Genomic DNA, 16,089 nt, shown 5'->3' with positions numbered 1-16,089 from the left:
CATTGTTTTGAGCCTTAATAAAGCATTTACATTTTTTCATTCAAATATTTTTGAAACTTACTTACGCTTAAGTTTGCTCTTTTTGCAGCATCTTCTACTGAAATTATTCCATCTTTTACAAGCATAAGTAATGTATTTATAACACCTTCTTTTATACCCTCTTCTCTACCTTCTTTTATACCCTCTCTTTTACCCTCTTTTATCCACTTGTCTTTAGATTCTTCTTTAAATATGTCGTATAACTCCTTCATTGCATCTGTCATCTTATTACCCTCCTTAACATACTTAAAATCATATTTCATTTTAGATGTTACAGGAAAATTGTCACTGTAACAATCATCTTTTGTAAAAACTCCCATCAGTTCAGATAATATAGTACCGCCACATTATCAAAGCTTTCTCCTATTTTCATCAACATTGTAGTCAAAACATTACTTTGATATCACACTCTTTTTCACGTATAAATTTAGGGGTGGTGTGACTCAAAATAAGTCACACCGCCCCTTTCTTATTGATATCAATTCCCAACAATCTCTTTATATATTTTCACAGTACTCTTATTTATCACCGTAGTGAGAACCACACTGTATTATTTCAATACTGTTCTAAAATAATCTGAATACGATTCGATTTTTCTCATCAATACGAACGCTCCAATATCCCGAAAGATTTCCACTAAGCGGTTCAGGCTATCCGGTACATTCATATCCATTTCTATCAATATCTACCAATAACCTATGGATTTTCTTTAAAATCTTCTTATCATGTGTTTGCCAATACAGATATTCTTTCCATGCATTATCATCCCATAGTTTTCGCATCATTCAACTCCTATTAAGTCATGTTCTTTTAACACACTTTTTCCTGTGCGAATATTGGCAACTCTCCTCTCCAATTCATCCATATTCTCTTTACTGTAAAAAGGATCCGCCGACACTTCGAACGGTATTCGTCTCTCTGACCCAAGCCTTTTCAAATAGATATTTACTGCTGTAGACATTGACATTCCAATATCTTTGCATACTTTCTCTGCATTTACCTTTACATCATCATCAATTCTCAAACTAATTTGTGCCATAATCATCCTCCTTCCTTTAACTTTATTGTATTCTATTTGCACTTGTTTGTAAAGCATTTCACTTATATTGAAAACGATAATACATCGTTTAATAAAATTGTTTCTCTATAACTTTGCACTTTATTAACTTTCGACACAACTTGTCATTAGTAATAGAATTTATAACCTGCTTATACAAAACTAAAATAGAGGTATCACTTTCATCCATGATACCTCTTTAATTACTATATAGATTCTTATTCTCTACTATCCCTATCCTCCTTCTCCTTCAGCGCCATCTCCTGAGCCAGATTCACCACCTTGTTCTCAAGGAGTGACATCTGTATACTCATAAAGAAGAGCTTTATAAGGAGCATGCCTATTATTATCAGATAGACTATATTTGCCGGGGATTTTGCACCGACCAGATCGGATATAAAATAAATTATTCTTGGGAATATGGCAAAGATTATCAGTATGATGGCAAAGACCACCCAGAAGAGTCCATCCTCTATTCTTATCTTTGATTTTCTTATTTTTCTTATAATGACAAAAAATGACATTATTGATATCAAAATCAAACCTATTCTTAGTATAGCAGTCATATTATTTCTTCTTCTCTCTAAAACTTTGAATAAATATAATGGAGCAAAGCATTCTAAACATGTATTTGGCGGCATTTATAGGAGTAAGATAACTTATTCCCGCCACTCTTTCATCCATTTCACCCTGTATTTCACATACTTTCACGCCTTGCTTTATCAGATAGGATATTGTATCCGGCTCAGGTGCGTAGTTAAGTCTAAGTGCAAACTCTGTAATCAGCTTTTCATTATACATTCTCATACCCGAGGTAGGATCATGAATAGTAGCACCTGTACTTAACTTTATTGCAAGAGCAATAAGTCGGGAGCCTAGCATTCTCGGAGTAAACGGCTTTTTCTTAGTGACAAACCTTGAAACAATTACTATATCACATTCCTCACATTTTTTCCTCATTTCAGGAATGTATTCGGGTCTGTGCTGTCCGTCACCGTCAAATTGCACAGCATATTTATAGCCATGCTTGTGTGCATACTTCATACCGGTTTGAAAAGCACCTGCAAGCCCCAGGTTTACCGGCAAATCTATAATATTAAATCCTCTTTCTCTGCAGATCTTGGATGTAGAGTCAATGGAACCGTCATTTACAATCACATAGTCCACATCATTTAATGTATTTGTCAGTCGATCTATTACATTTGCAATATTCTTTTCTTCATTAAACGCCGGTATTATTACCAATGTATCAGCCATATCTATCTCCAAAACTCTCTGTTCATACTAAAGGCTCTCACAACACCCTTTGGCAATTTCTTGTAATTTTTTCCTGCCAAAAATCCCGCATACTTGCAGGCACTGATATAAATAAGCCTGATTGCACTGATATATGAGTGAGTGGCAAGAAGGTGTTCCATAGTTTTAAATACCATTTTTTTACCTTCGCTCTCACTTTTTATATTCTTAAAGATATGAGGATTGCTTGCCTGTGACGCCCCGATATCAAAGTTTCTTTTAAACTGAGTAACTCCGGTATAATTGTGAGAATGTACCACCATTGCCCATGCCTCATATTTTACAAAATATCCGTTTTCTATAAGCTTGTAGGCAAAAAGCATATCTTCATTCAAAATCTGACCGGTATCAAATCTTCCCAAAGCATCAAAAGTTTCTCTTTCATATGCCGCACAGACATTTGAAGCAAAATATGTCTTAATTCCAAGTGTCTGTCTTTCGTTAAATGACTTTATCATTGACTCTGCAGGATAATTAAATTCTCTTGTAAACTTCTCTATTTTATTTGCATTTTTATCCGGTACCTGTCTTGCATAAGTCATCTTGATGGACTTATCCATACCTCTAAGCAAATATTCAATAGTCTTCTTGTCAAAACAGACTGCGTCCTGAGTCATGCAAACAAAATACTCGGCCTTTGACTTTGACACTCCAAAGTTTCTTGTCGCCCCATGGTCAAAATCCTGCTTTTCTATATGCTCCAATATAAGTTCAGTATCGCTTTCTTCAAAAAGCTCTTTTAATTTCTCTTCTATTCCGGTCTTATCCCATACAGCTTTGTCTGTATTTATAATAATTATCTTACCCGGTGCTACTGTCTGAGCCAAAAGTCTTTTTATTGATACCAAAAATTTATTGTCAGGTTTATATGTAGGTATTATTACATCTACTAAATTCATTTTTTAACCTTTCTGAGTCCAAAAATCACTGCAACAAGGAAGGATATTGAAAGTAACAGCATGGTTATCATATATGCAAAAGCCGCTCCGTTCATTCCGAAACTCCTTACCATGAAATCACTGATAAAGTATGCAAACACTGCCCCTACAGCATATATTGAAAATATAACTCCTGTCATTTCAAAGATAACCAAACAGTAATATCCTAGATTTACTATTGCATAAAGTCCGCCACCAAGTATTACCAAAACCAAGGCAGGTTTGTAAGGCTCTATTGCATTTCCCACATCACCAAGCACCAGCTTGAGTGCAGGTATTCCGAGAATATAAGCCGCAAGCATTCCAAATAAAGTGGCCACAAATATAAATACCGCAATCTTTGATATTGTCGAAATAAACTTTTTTCTGTTACCTGTCTTATACAGCAATGAAAGTTTTGTAAGTATCGGCCTTATTATAAAGCCTGCCATCAGATTTATAATGGATGTCGGGATAAATATTATGCTGAAGTAGCCGTTTAGTTCCTCTCCAAGTCTGTAATTTACAGCGTACTTTGCCGCCGCAAAGATATAAAGATCTATAAAAGCTCCTAAAAAAAGCCATTTGCTCTTATTTATTAAGCTTATATAAGAATTCTTTTTTACAACTTTATCAGGACCTAATCTTCTTAAAGGCAGTATATCAAAAATTATTGCGGCTATCACTATACTCGGTAAAAGCGCCAATGAACTTAATTTTAAATCCTTTGTAACTCCAAGTGTAACAAGGAATATGCCGACACAAAATATTGTTCTGAAAAGTGTTGCCTTTCCTGTCATATCAAGCCTGTCCTGCCTTTGCATTTCAGACTCAAATATATCACAAAATCCGTCTAAAATCTTATACAGTGACAAAATCATATATACTTCAAAGACATAGCTGTCCTTAGTCATAATAATTGTATATACAAAGCCTGCCAAAACAGCCAGAGCCGAGGTAATAACTCTAAGCCTCAGATAATCTCCGAAACTGTATTCATTTGAAACATCGGTAACCTGTATCGGTCTCATTCCAAAGTATGAAACTATATAAAGTTGCTGGCCTAATGTAGAAAATCCGAAGAAAAATATTCCTCCTGCATATGCACCTGCAATCTTTGTTACAGCCACCCCCAGCAGCATGCTGGTAACAGCATATACAAGGCTTCCCAGCATATTCCAAAAATATGCACTTCTTTCTTTACTGTCCATAATATATCCAAATCTATTTTAATTCCACCATGGTTATTTCTTTTGCAAAGCAGCCGTATTTTTTAACACTTAAATCATTAAGTTCCATGCCGCCACAAAGTCTTATAATTGCTTCCAGCTCGTTCACTCCGGCATTGTGAGTAAAAGGATAGCCTCCGCCAAACCTTGCATTCATATCTATTATATAGGCTTTCCCGTCTGATAAGAGTATATCCATATCAAGATTACCTATATGAGAAAGACTTTTTGCTATCTTCTTTCCTACAGTTTTAAGATCGCTGTTTTTGGTAACCTCTGCAATATCGGTTTCACCCGATCTCATGGCATATTTTCTCTTTACCGTAACACTTAAGTTCTCGCCTTTAAGATCATTGAAAATATCCAGTCCAAACTCATCTCCTTTGATTTTTTCCTGTATAAGTATTGCTCTGTTCATATCGGCATTTGACTCAAATCTTAAATAGGATTTTTGAATACTTCTCTTTGCCTTTTCATAGAGAACTTCAAGTTCTTTTTTATTCTCAGCCTCAAATATGCTTAGAGATCCCACTCCCCATCTTGGTTTTAAAATATAAGTTTTTTTATGAAAATCAGCATATTCAAGTGCCTTATCAAGATCCAAATAGGTCTCCGGCACAGGCAAATTTATCTTCTCAAGATATTTAAGCATTTCAAATTTATCATTACAAATATTTATAACATCCTCATTTGAAACAATGACCTTTACACCCAAAGCCTCAAGTCTGCTTTTATTCTTTGCAAGTATCATAAGGTCAATGTCAAAGAGTGAAATTAAAATATCTATTTTTTCATTTTTGCATATTTCCAGTAGAAACGGAATATATTCTTCATCATATATAAGCGGTGACTCAAAAGCCTTATCAGCTACACTCATAGCTGTTGTATTCATATCCGAATTTGTTGCTATTATCTTCCCCTCTAATCCGAGGTCCTTATATATATCCCTTAAATAATCGATTATATATGCTCTTCTACCCACACTGGTCAAAAGTATATTCATTATTATCTCACCTTACTCACTATCATCTTAAAGTTCTCATTTTTCATAACTACAGCCAATGCTATATAAATAATTACACCAAGCACTATCTGTATCAGAAGACTTAAAATACCGATTCCTATATGCTTACCTGCAATGTAAATAATAATTCCCATAATTATAGCAGGTATGAAGTTATTTAAAGCATCCATACTCTGTTCTTTTAGTGTGTAACCCAAAAGCCTTTCATTCGGTGCCGCATTTATATATGCACAAATCAAATCTGAAAAAGCCTTAAGCCCTACAAACACAAATACATTATACCTTATTCCTATCAGCAATATGGCAATTCCAAGGATCTTTTTTATAATTTCAAGCTTTAAAAATATATCACTTCTGCCCATAGCATTTAATGCCTCAAGGTTTGATACATGAATCGGCCAAAATACATATGAAAAACACATCATCTGCAAAAACGGTATTGCAATCCTCCACTTTTCTCCAAGCAGTAAAAGTATCAGATTGTCACTGACCGCCGCCAGACCGCACATCATAGGTGCCACCACAAATGTGGAAAGTCTTACCGATGACTTTAAAAGTGATTTTACATCCTCCTTACTTTCCTGTTTCTTTGACATGGCAGGAAGAAGTACGGACTGTATGGCTGATGAAAGATTGCTTACTACAAGTTTTGGAAATTGCTCACCTCTGTTGAATGAGCCAAGCATATCCTCACTGTATGCCTTACCTATGACAAGTCCGTGTATATTTGTAAAAATCGTATCTATAAGTGATGCCGCCAAGAGCTTCGAGCCATAGGCAAACATCGTTTTTAATCTCTCCAAGCTGAACTTAAGCCCCGGAAAATATTTTATACCTATACCGAGTATTATAAGGAGTGCAAAATAATAGACTATCTGCTGAAACACTAAAGACCAGACCTTTGCTCCCTCAAGTGCCATAATTACACTCACGCTGCCTGAAATCACAGACGAAAGAAATGTTGCTATGAAAAGTGTTTTAAACTTCATATTTCTGGCAACATATGAATTTTCTATTGATATAATACTTCCGGGCAGTATTATTATGCCCATAACTCTAAGTATGCCTGTAAGCTCCGGATTTTTATATATATCGGCTATGACGGGAGAGCCCAAAAATAACAGTATATATATCGCCACCGATAAAAATACATTAAAAATCAGCACAGATGAAAAGTCCAAATCATCTGCATGAAACTTTTGTATCAGTGCTGAAGCAAAACCGTTTTGTACCAAAACATTTGCTATTGTTGTAAATATCAAAACTATTGCAACTATTCCATACTCTGAGGGACTTAAAAGCCTTGCAAGGAGTACGGATACTATAAACTGGACTCCCTGTGAACCCCCGTTTTCAAGTATTTTCCAAAAAAGAGATGTGGAAATCTCACTTTTATTTTTTTTATTCATCAGATATTCAACATCTCTCCTATTGTAAGTATTTTTGAACTTTTAAAAAATGAATATTTCAAGATATCTCTTATCTTTGATACTCTGTTTTTAGATTTCATATTTGCAAAGGCATTTAAATATTTGCGTGCAAAATATGTATCGGCCGACCTGCTTTTTCCAAGTTCATCTTTATATAATCTTAAAAACTCATCTACCTGTGCAAACATACAGTCATAGTTTTCTCTTATCCTTTGTTTGTTTCTCTTTCTTATATTGCGAAGTTCCAGAGGATTCTTTGCACCAAGTTCATTGCTTTCGTGTTGGCGATATTTTACCAAGCACTCATTAAGATATCCCACCTTACCGAATGTAAAAGCGATTATTCCAAGCCACCAGTCGTGCATAAAAGAAACTTTAGGTCTTTTATATATATCAAGTAATGCTTTATTTATAATCACCGTATTTCCTGTAATATTGTTTTCAACAAGATATCTTGAAAAACTTTCTTTAGTACTTATTGTATAAAGGTATTTTGACTCTTTTTTTGCATGCGTTATGGCTTCACTCATACCTGTAAGCTCAGACATTTTTTTGTTTTGTGAATTCAGGTTTTCATCCACTATCTCCAAATCCGAATGCACAAGTATCGGTGTTTCTTTGCCATACCTTCTTTCAAGCCTTTGTACAGCCTTCAAGCTTTTTTTGAGTCTGTCTCTTTCCCAAAAGTCATCCTGATCGCATAGTGCAATATATTCGGCATCAGCCATATCAAGCAGATTGTAAAAGTTTTCTTTCGCGCTGTGAGTATTGCTCTGAACAACATTTATCTTTTCGCCCAATACGCTCTCATAGCCTCTTAATATTTCAAGTGTACAATCGCTTGAATTATCGTCACTTGCAAGTATCCTGTAGTCCGTAAAGCTTTGATTTATTATACTTTCTATCTGCTCAGACAAAAATCTTTCACCGTTATAGGTCGCAAGTAAAATCTCTATCATAAACTTTCCTACACTAACCCGAAAATAATCACTTCAAGTCTTACAAATGCAAAGAAAACTTTTGCAAATATCTGCTGAAGAGGGTTTATATTCAGATAATTTTTATAAAAATACATTGTGGACTCTTCTCTGATTTTCTGGCGTGAATAAAGGCTCTTTAAACTTTTTTTGATGCTTGCGGAATGTATATGCTTATACTTATATCCTGTAATAACGGCCGTTTTTAATCCGATACCTTCCATCTTTTTTGAAAGCAAATCCTCCTCACCGTATAAAAACATCTTTTCGTCATAGCCACCGACCTTTATAAATGCGTCAACTCTTACCATAAGTAGTGCCCCAAGTACAGCGCCTACTTTTCTTATCTTGGCATTATAAAAGTTTCTGTCATAATGAAGTGCCTTTGTAAAGATTCGTCTGCATATAGGACCGTTCTCCGCCAATGAATGAAGAAAATCTCTCATCGGCCAACATGACGCGCCTTTTAATACATTTTCTCTGCCGCCATATACATCATTTGTTTCTACCAAAGGAGCACATATGCCGATATTTTCATTTTTTTCCATAGCTGACTTTAATACTTTAATCACTCGTTCTTCAAAGTCTGTATCCGGATTTGCAATCAAAGCCAAATCCATTCCAAGTTTTTTCGCTACAAAAATACCGATATTATTTCCGGCACCATATCCTTTATTTTCATGGTTTTCTACAAAGTATATTTTTTCATTATCTTCGCAGTAGCTTTTTAATCTGATTCTTGAATCATCATTTGAAGCATTGTCTACCACAATTACTTTATCAAATACATCATAATTTGCCGTATTCCCAAGGACTTTTAATGTGTTATCCGCATCATTATAATTTAATACTACTAAAGCTAATTTCATTTGCTCTCCTTATTTTCTTTCAGAATGCTTCTTGTATGCTTTATCTATGTAATACTCGGATATTCTTTTTCTTAATGTAGGACAAATAAATGTAATCAAATCCATCATATGATATATGAGCATATACAGATTCTTTCCCTTTTCTATAGGAACATCTCTAAAAGGAGTCTTTTTCTTAAAGTAATCATATGCTTTCTTATACGGATTAAAGCTTCCCGCAATCCAAGGCCTTTCATCCCCTGCAAAATGTATTATTACCGGTCTTCTCTTTGCTTCTTTTAAATCCTTCTTTGTGTAGGAAAGGCTTGCACTGTAAACTTTAATAAATGAATTGTATGAAAAATATTTATAATTTGAAAAGAAATTATACTTAGGCAAAAGCTTTTTTATCTTCCATCTGAGTACACCGTTTATGGCATCCTGCTCACCGAAAAGACTCTTATCCCATATACTTTTACTGTAGCTTATAGTCTTTTCTCCAAGATTATTCTCTCTCCACTTTTTTAAATCTATGAGCAGGAGTCCGGCATTTACATAAGACGCCTCAAAGTCAAGTCCTATTTCATACCTTACTCTTTCAAGTACTGTAGGCTCTTCCACCGCAGCTATTATATTTTCTCCAAGCTCTGTATTGTATAATTCCCTTATAGAATGCAATATAACCATATCACAATCCAGATAAAGTATTCTATCAACATCTTCAGGCAAAATCTCACCTACCAGCAGTCTACCCATCTTACTGATATCAAATGTTGAATCCTGCAAACCTGTATCAAAATATTTTGATGTATCTTTAAGTTCTATTATTTCTACATCTCTGCCAAATCTTTTTGCTATACTTTTCAATTTGTCCAAAGAGTCCTCACCAATTCCTGTGGAAATGATGAAGACTCTGATATCTTTTTCGTATCTGTTTCTCTCATATAGCGAATATAAGCTGACACCCAGGTGCACTGCAAATTTTTCATTTGCTATATAAACTATATTCATACTTACCTCATTTATTATTATATGAACATAAAGGAATACACACTTTAATACGCATGTATTCCTTTAATAAAAGTACTTTTAATAGAACAATCTATTTACTGCAGAGAATAAAGCTCTGATAGACGATCTTGTGATATTACCTGAAATACCCACACCATAAGTGGTCTTTCCGCTTTCCACATCAAGCATATGGATATATGAAGCCGCCTTTGCATTTGAACCTGATGTAAGAGCATGCTCATTATAATCAAGAACCTTAATTCCCTTACCGACAACATTTTCAAGGCCTCTCTTAACAGCATCGATAGGACCGTTTCCGGTACTCTCAAACACTTTCTCTTCACCGTTAAATGTGTATGTAACCTTAACATATGTAGAGAAATCTCCGTCCTCATCGGCATCAGTGATAATACATTTGTTGAAATGCAGAGGTTCTTTCTTCTCAATGTAATTCTTTTCAAATTCCTTGTAGATTTCTTCCGGTGAAACTTCACCCTGTACTTCTGAGATCTTCTGAATAATATCTGCGAATTCCTTGTGCATACCCTTCGGCAATTTGAAGCCATAGAATGTATCCATAACAAATGCAACTCCGCCCTTTCCGGACTGTGAGTTTATTCTTACTACAGGCTCATACTCACGACCTATATCTGCAGGATCTATAGGCAGATATGGAACTTCCCAGTATGGGTTGTTTCTCTGTCTCATCGCCTGAACGCCCTTATTTATAGCATCCTGATGAGAACCTGAAAAAGCTGTAAATACAAGCTTTCCTGCATATGGATGTCTCGGGTTGATGCTCATCTTTGTGGTTCTCTCATATACATCTATGATTTCTTTAATATTGCTGATATTAAGATTCGGATCAATACCCTGTGAAAACATATTGTAGGCAATATTAAGTATATCCACATTTCCTGTTCTCTCACCGTTTCCGAAAAGTGTACCCTCCATTCTGTCGGCTCCTGCCAAAAGCGCAAGTTCCGCAACAGCTGTACCTGTACCTCTGTCATTATGAGGATGTGTGGAAAGTATAATCGCCTCTCTGTTTTTTAGGTGTGTACTCATCCACTCTATTCTGTCTGCAAATACATTAGGTGTTGTCATCTCAACAGTGTTCGGAAGATTGATTATTATCTTCTTATCTTTTGTAGCGCCCCATGCATCTACAACGGCGTCACATACATCAAGTGCAAAATCAAGTTCTGTTCCCATAAAGCTCTCAGGTGAATATTCCAATATAATTTCACCGTCATGGTCTTTCATATACTTCTTTACAAGATCCACACCTTCAAGTGCAATATTTTTTATTCCTTCTCTATCAAGAGCGTATACTACATCTCTTTGTAATGTATCCGTGGAATTATAGATATGCATTATACATTTTTTAATTCCCTTTATAGCTTCAAAACTTCTTTTTATAAGATGCTCTCTACACTGGCAAAGTATCTGTACTACAACATCATCCGGTATAAGTTTTCTGTCCACAAGCTGACGAAGGAAGTCAAATTCTATCTGGGATGCTGCCGGAAAACCTATCTCTATTTCCTTAAAGCCCAACTTTACAAGCAGATTAAACATCTCTATCTTTTCTTCTACCACCATTGGCTCGACCAATGCCTGATTGCCGTCTCTTAGATCTGATGAACACCATATAGGTGCTTTCTCTATTTGCTTATTCGGCCATGTTCTCTCTTTAAAATCCACTACAGGATTTCTCTTATATCTTTCAATATGATACATTTAATCTCTCCTCTTTTCTAATCTAAGTTTAAGCTTTGTCCCATTCTCTGATTTTTGTCCCCCTATATTAAAAGTCCTTCTTTTTCCATAACTTTTATTACTTCATCTGTATATTTTTCGCATTCTTCCATGCTCTTTGCTTCTACCATTACTCTGATAAGAGGCTCCGTACCGCTTGGACGAAGAAGTATTCTTCCGTCATCTCCAAGTGCTTTGCTTACGGCATCTACCGCCTCAAGCACCGCCTTGTTTTCTCCGGCTTTTTGCTTATCCACAACTCTCACATTCTTTAAAACCTGTGGGAAGATATCCACTTCACTTGCAAGTTTTGATAGAGTCTGCTTGGTTTCAAGCACCACCTCCATTACCTTAAGTGATGTAAGTATTCCGTCACCCGTTGTGGCATGTTTTGCAAATATAATATGTCCCGACTGCTCACCGCCAAGGCAGTGACCGTTATTTTGCATATTTTCATATACATATTTATCACCTACAGCAGTCTTTTCAAAATTTATATTTTCTCTTTCAAAGGCTTTATATAGTCCGAAGTTTGACATTATTGTAGTTACCACTGTGTTATTGAAAAGCTCTCCTCTCTCCTTCATATACTTGCCGCAAATATAAAGGATCAGGTCTCCGTCCACCACATTACCGTTTTCATCAACACAAAGACATCTGTCGGCATCTCCGTCATAGGCAAAACCTATGTCACAACCGTTTTCCAAAACACATTTTTGAAGGCTCTCCATATGTGTTGAGCCGCAATCTGTATTTATATTTATACCGTCAGGATTGTTATGAATTACATAAGTATCCGCTCCCAAAGCATCAAATACATTCTTTGCAATGCTTGAAGCCGAACCGTTTGCAAGATCCAGTGCCACCTTCTTTCCCTTAAAGGATCTGGTAGCTATAGAAATCAGATATCCTATATATCTGTTTCTGCCTGCGGCATAGTCTATCGTTCTTCCGATATCTTCCTTTGTTGCAAAAGGAATGGCATCTGCAGTTCCGTCAATATAGCTTTCTATCTTTTCTATAACTTCCTCTTCAAGCTTTTCACCTTTACCGTTGATTACCTTTATACCGTTGTCATAGTATGGATTATGGCTTGCGGAAATCATTATACCGCAGTCAAAATCATCACTTCTTACAACATAGGATACACTTGGTGTTGTAGTAACATGAAGCAGATATACATCAGCTCCGGATGCTGTAAGTCCCGCTACCAAAGAATACTCAAACATATAGCTTGATCTTCTTGTATCCTTACCTATAACAACTCTGCATTTTTTTCCGTCTTTAGAGTAGAAGCTCCCCAAAAATCTTCCGACCTTATATGCATGTTCAACTGTAAGGTCTATATTTGCTTCTCCTCTAAATCCGTCTGTACCGAAATATTTTCCCATTAGCCATTCTCCAGTTCTGACAAATATCTCTTTAGAGCGTCCTGCCACGAAGGCAAAAGTTCAAATCCGTTTTTTGTCAGCTTTGATTTATCCATTCTTGAGTTGTGTGGTCTCTTTGCCTTCACCGGGAAAGCATCGGAGTTCACAGGTGTGACTGCTACATCAAGATTTGCCTGTTTAAATATCTCACAGGCAAATTCGTACCATGAGCAAAGTCCCTCATTTGTAGCATGATATCTGCCGTATTTGTCGGTTAAAATCATATCCACCAAAAGTCTTGAAAGATCGGGAGTATATGTAGGTGATCCGATTTGGTCGTTTACCACACTTACAGCTCCTCTTTCTTTTCCGAGTCTTATCATTGTTTTTATAAAGTTATTTCCATGAAGTCCGAATACCCAAGAAATTCTTACTATAAAATATTTCTCAAGTAATTCTTCTACATATAGCTCTCCCTTATATTTTGCCATACCGTATACATTGAGAGGTGCTCTATTATCATCCGGTTCCCAAGGTCTTTCGCCCTCTCCGTCAAATACATAGTCTGTAGAAATATACATCATGGAAAGGTCAAGTGCCTTTGCCACCTTCGCAATATTTTTAGTACCTTCCGCATTTATCTTTGTTACAAGGGCTTCATTATCTTCCGCCGCATCCACTGCCGTATATGCCGCACAGTGGATGATTGCATCAAGCTTTTTTTCACCATTGATTTTTTCTATTACTTCCTTTGTCGCCTCGGAATCCGTAATATCCAAATCATCAATGTCTATGCCTATCGCATCAATATTTCTATTTGACAACTCGCAAAGAAGATCGCTTCCAAGCTGACCCTTTGCACCTGTTACCAATACTCTCATTAAAGTCTTTCTCCGTACATATTCTCAAAATACTTTGTGTATTCTCCACTGATGATATGCTCCCACCAGTCTTTATTGTTAAGATACCATTCAATAGTCTTTACAATACCTGTATCAAATGTATACTCCGGCTTCCATCCAAGCTCGGTTTCTATCTTGGTCGGGTCTATGGCATATCTTCTGTCATGTCCCGGTCTGTCCGTTACAAACTTGATAAGACTCTCAGGCTTGTTAAGCGCCTTAAGTATTGTCTTTACCACCTCAAGATTGGTTCTCTCATTGTGTCCGCCGATATTGTAGACCTCACCGATTTTACCCTTTCTTACCACAAGGTCAATTGCCTTACAGTGGTCTGTAACATAGAGCCAGTCTCTTACATTCTCTCCCTTGCCGTATACAGGAAGCTCCTCGTCATTGAGCGCTCTGCTTATGATAAGCGGTATAAGCTTCTCAGGGAAGTGGTAAGGTCCGTAGTTATTTGAACATCTTGACACTGTCACAGGAAGACCATAGGTTCTGTGGTATGCAAGTACGAAAAGGTCGGCACTTGCCTTTGATGATGAGTACGGGCTTGATGTATGAAGCGGTGTTTCTTCTGTAAAGAATAAATCCGGTCTGTCAAGCGGAAGATCTCCGTATACCTCATCTGTGGATACCTGATGATATCTCTTGATTCCATAGGTTCTGCAGGCATCAAGTAGAGTTGTAGTTCCCATTACATTTGTTCTTACAAAACTCTCAGGATCTGTTATTGATCTGTCTACATGGCTCTCTGCTGCAAAGTTGATTACAACATCAGGCTTTTCTTCTTCAAAGAGCTTGAAGATAAATTCTCTGTCTGCGATATCACCCTTTACAAACTTGTAATTAGGTGCATTTTCCACCGGCTTCAAAGTCTCAAGATTTCCTGCGTATGTAAGAAGATCAAGATTTATAATCATATCCTCAGGATATTGATTTACCATATAGTGGACAAAATTTCCGCCGATAAATCCTGCACCGCCAGTAACAATAATTTTCATAATTAACCTCTTTTATAGTTTTAATTTTATAAACCGGACTGAGTCTTTAAAGATTCCCGGCCCTAATAAATCATAAATTATGACTGATGTATATGGTCTATGTATTTACCGTCATATACATCTTTCAGATATTTGCCATACTGATTTTTCTTGAATATTTCATAAGCTTTCAAAAGTTCTTCATCATTTATCCAGCCGTTTAAATACGCAATCTCTTCCAAGCAGGCAATCTTTCTGTGCTGATGTGTCTCCATTGTATATACAAAGTTGGTAGCCTCAACAAGGCTCTCATGTGTTCCTGTATCCAGCCATGTAAATCCCTGTCCGAGTACTTTCACCTCAAGTTCACCTTTTTCAAGATAGATTCTGTTAAGATCTGTAATCTCAAGCTCCCCTCTGGCAGAAGGCTTTAAGTTCTTAGCGTACTCAACCACATCATTATCATAGAAGTAAAGTCCTGTAACACAGTAATTGCTCTTCGGTTTTTCAGGTTTTTCCTCTATGGAAACTGCCTTTCCGTTTTTATCAAACTCTACAATACCGAATCTTTCAGGATCGTCTACATAGTATCCGAATACTGTAGCTCCCTTTGTCTTTGAAGCTGCCGATTTCAAATGATTCTTAAGTCCATGTCCATGGAAAATATTGTCTCCAAGTATCATCGCCACCGGCTCATTACCTATGAACTTCTCTCCGATAATAAATGCCTGTGCCAGTCCATCAGGGCTTGGCTGAACTGCATATTCCAGTTTAAGTCCGAATTGTGCACCGTCTCCAAGTAATTCTTTAAATCTCGGAGTGTCATCCGGTGTGGAAATTATAAGTATCTCTCTAATGCCTGCCTCCATCAATACGGAAATAGGATAATAAATCATTGGCTTGTCATAAATAGGCAATAGCTGTTTTGATGTAACCTTTGTAAGCGGATATAATCTTGTGCCGCTACCTCCTGCTAATATAATACCCTTCATTGTTCGTCCTCACTTTCGCTAGGGCTTTTTCAACCTCAAAGCCGTTATGAATATAACTTTCAATAACTTTTATAATACCATAATTTGACAAATCTGTGAAGAAATAAAAAAGGATTGTATGTTATATAAGCCATATATGATAAAGTCCCATTATACCACAAATAAAAATGTCCCACTTATGGTAGAATACTATTTTGTATATTCTAACACTAGGAGGGACTGACTTATCAGAAAGGTTATTTTATCAATGGATGAA

At 36.3% G+C, this 16,089-nt stretch carries 16 protein-coding genes and 1 pseudogene; all 17 read right to left on the bottom strand.

From position 1 onward, the window contains the following. Positions 1–26: 26 nt before the first annotated feature. The 17 genes and pseudogenes from SBH76_RS05910 to rfbA all read right to left on the bottom strand — a co-directional run bounded on the left by SBH76_RS05910 (position 27) and on the right by rfbA (position 15,833). The gene (locus SBH76_RS05910; protein WP_317977137.1) at positions 27–359 is read right to left on the bottom strand and encodes an RpnC/YadD family protein; all 333 of its coding nucleotides are present in this window, start codon (positions 357–359) and stop codon (positions 27–29) included. 246 nt (positions 360–605) lie between these two features. After that, positions 606–821, bottom strand: a pseudogene (locus SBH76_RS05905) (Txe/YoeB family addiction module toxin). Then, positions 821–1,078 (bottom strand): type II toxin-antitoxin system RelB/DinJ family antitoxin, encoded by a 258-nt coding sequence (locus SBH76_RS05900; RefSeq protein WP_009664024.1) that lies wholly within the window; start codon positions 1,076–1,078, stop codon positions 821–823. Before SBH76_RS05900 ends, SBH76_RS05905 begins: the two are co-directional and overlap by 1 nt. A gap of 236 nt (positions 1,079–1,314) precedes the next feature. Further along, entirely contained in the window at positions 1,315–1,662 is a 348-nt protein-coding gene (locus tag SBH76_RS05895; RefSeq protein WP_317977136.1) for a DUF2304 domain-containing protein, read from the bottom strand. A gap of 1 nt (position 1,663) precedes the next feature. Beyond that, a complete protein-coding gene (locus SBH76_RS05890) occupies positions 1,664–2,353 on the bottom strand; it encodes a glycosyltransferase family 2 protein (protein WP_317977135.1) in 690 nt (229 codons plus the stop codon). A gap of 2 nt (positions 2,354–2,355) precedes the next feature. Beyond that, the gene (locus SBH76_RS05885; RefSeq protein WP_317977134.1) at positions 2,356–3,291 is read right to left on the bottom strand and encodes a glycosyltransferase family 2 protein; all 936 of its coding nucleotides are present in this window, start codon (positions 3,289–3,291) and stop codon (positions 2,356–2,358) included. Beyond that, positions 3,288–4,520, bottom strand: a complete 1,233-nt coding sequence (locus SBH76_RS05880) for a lipopolysaccharide biosynthesis protein (RefSeq protein WP_317977133.1) — start codon at positions 4,518–4,520, stop codon at positions 3,288–3,290. Before SBH76_RS05880 ends, SBH76_RS05885 begins: the two co-directional genes overlap by 4 nt. Positions 4,521–4,533: 13 nt before the next feature. Next, complete coding sequence (locus SBH76_RS05875; protein WP_317977132.1) at positions 4,534–5,541, bottom strand: ATP-grasp domain-containing protein; 1,008 nt, start codon at positions 5,539–5,541, stop codon at positions 4,534–4,536. A gap of 2 nt (positions 5,542–5,543) precedes the next feature. Continuing rightward, complete coding sequence (locus SBH76_RS05870; RefSeq protein ID WP_317977131.1) at positions 5,544–6,971, bottom strand: lipopolysaccharide biosynthesis protein; 1,428 nt, start codon at positions 6,969–6,971, stop codon at positions 5,544–5,546. Continuing rightward, complete coding sequence (locus SBH76_RS05865) at positions 6,971–7,951, bottom strand: glycosyltransferase family 2 protein (protein WP_317977130.1); 981 nt, start codon at positions 7,949–7,951, stop codon at positions 6,971–6,973. Before SBH76_RS05865 ends, SBH76_RS05870 begins: the two co-directional genes overlap by 1 nt. An 8-nt stretch (positions 7,952–7,959) precedes the next feature. Further along, positions 7,960–8,838 carry a glycosyltransferase gene (locus SBH76_RS05860; protein ID WP_317977129.1) on the bottom strand — a complete coding sequence of 293 codons (879 nt, stop codon included), beginning with the start codon at positions 8,836–8,838 and terminating at the stop codon, positions 7,960–7,962. Between the two features lie 9 nt (positions 8,839–8,847). After that, the gene (locus tag SBH76_RS05855; RefSeq protein WP_317977128.1) at positions 8,848–9,828 is read right to left on the bottom strand and encodes a glycosyltransferase family 8 protein; all 981 of its coding nucleotides are present in this window, start codon (positions 9,826–9,828) and stop codon (positions 8,848–8,850) included. Between the two features lie 78 nt (positions 9,829–9,906). Continuing rightward, positions 9,907–11,571 (bottom strand): 2-isopropylmalate synthase, encoded by a 1,665-nt coding sequence (leuA, locus tag SBH76_RS05850; protein WP_317977127.1) that lies wholly within the window; start codon positions 11,569–11,571, stop codon positions 9,907–9,909. 62 nt (positions 11,572–11,633) lie between these two features. After that, positions 11,634–12,980 (bottom strand): phosphoglucosamine mutase, encoded by a 1,347-nt coding sequence (gene glmM / locus SBH76_RS05845; protein ID WP_317977126.1) that lies wholly within the window; start codon positions 12,978–12,980, stop codon positions 11,634–11,636. Further along, positions 12,980–13,840 carry a dTDP-4-dehydrorhamnose reductase gene (gene rfbD / locus SBH76_RS05840; RefSeq protein WP_317977125.1) on the bottom strand — a complete coding sequence of 287 codons (861 nt, stop codon included), beginning with the start codon at positions 13,838–13,840 and terminating at the stop codon, positions 12,980–12,982. The genes glmM and rfbD overlap by 1 nt, the downstream gene beginning before the upstream one ends. Then, complete coding sequence (gene rfbB, locus SBH76_RS05835; protein ID WP_317977124.1) at positions 13,840–14,862, bottom strand: dTDP-glucose 4,6-dehydratase; 1,023 nt, start codon at positions 14,860–14,862, stop codon at positions 13,840–13,842. The genes rfbD and rfbB overlap by 1 nt, the downstream gene beginning before the upstream one ends. A 77-nt stretch (positions 14,863–14,939) precedes the next feature. After that, entirely contained in the window at positions 14,940–15,833 is an 894-nt protein-coding gene (gene rfbA, locus SBH76_RS05830) for a glucose-1-phosphate thymidylyltransferase RfbA (protein WP_007594425.1), read from the bottom strand. Between the last annotated feature and the right edge of the window lie 256 nt (positions 15,834–16,089).

Origin of the sequence: Lachnoanaerobaculum sanguinis (genome assembly GCF_033242365.1) — a bacterium.
Classification (GTDB): domain Bacteria; phylum Bacillota; class Clostridia; order Lachnospirales; family Lachnospiraceae; genus Lachnoanaerobaculum; species Lachnoanaerobaculum sanguinis.
Note: the sequence above shows the minus strand (reverse complement) of the source record. Positions and strands in the feature narration are given on the sequence as shown.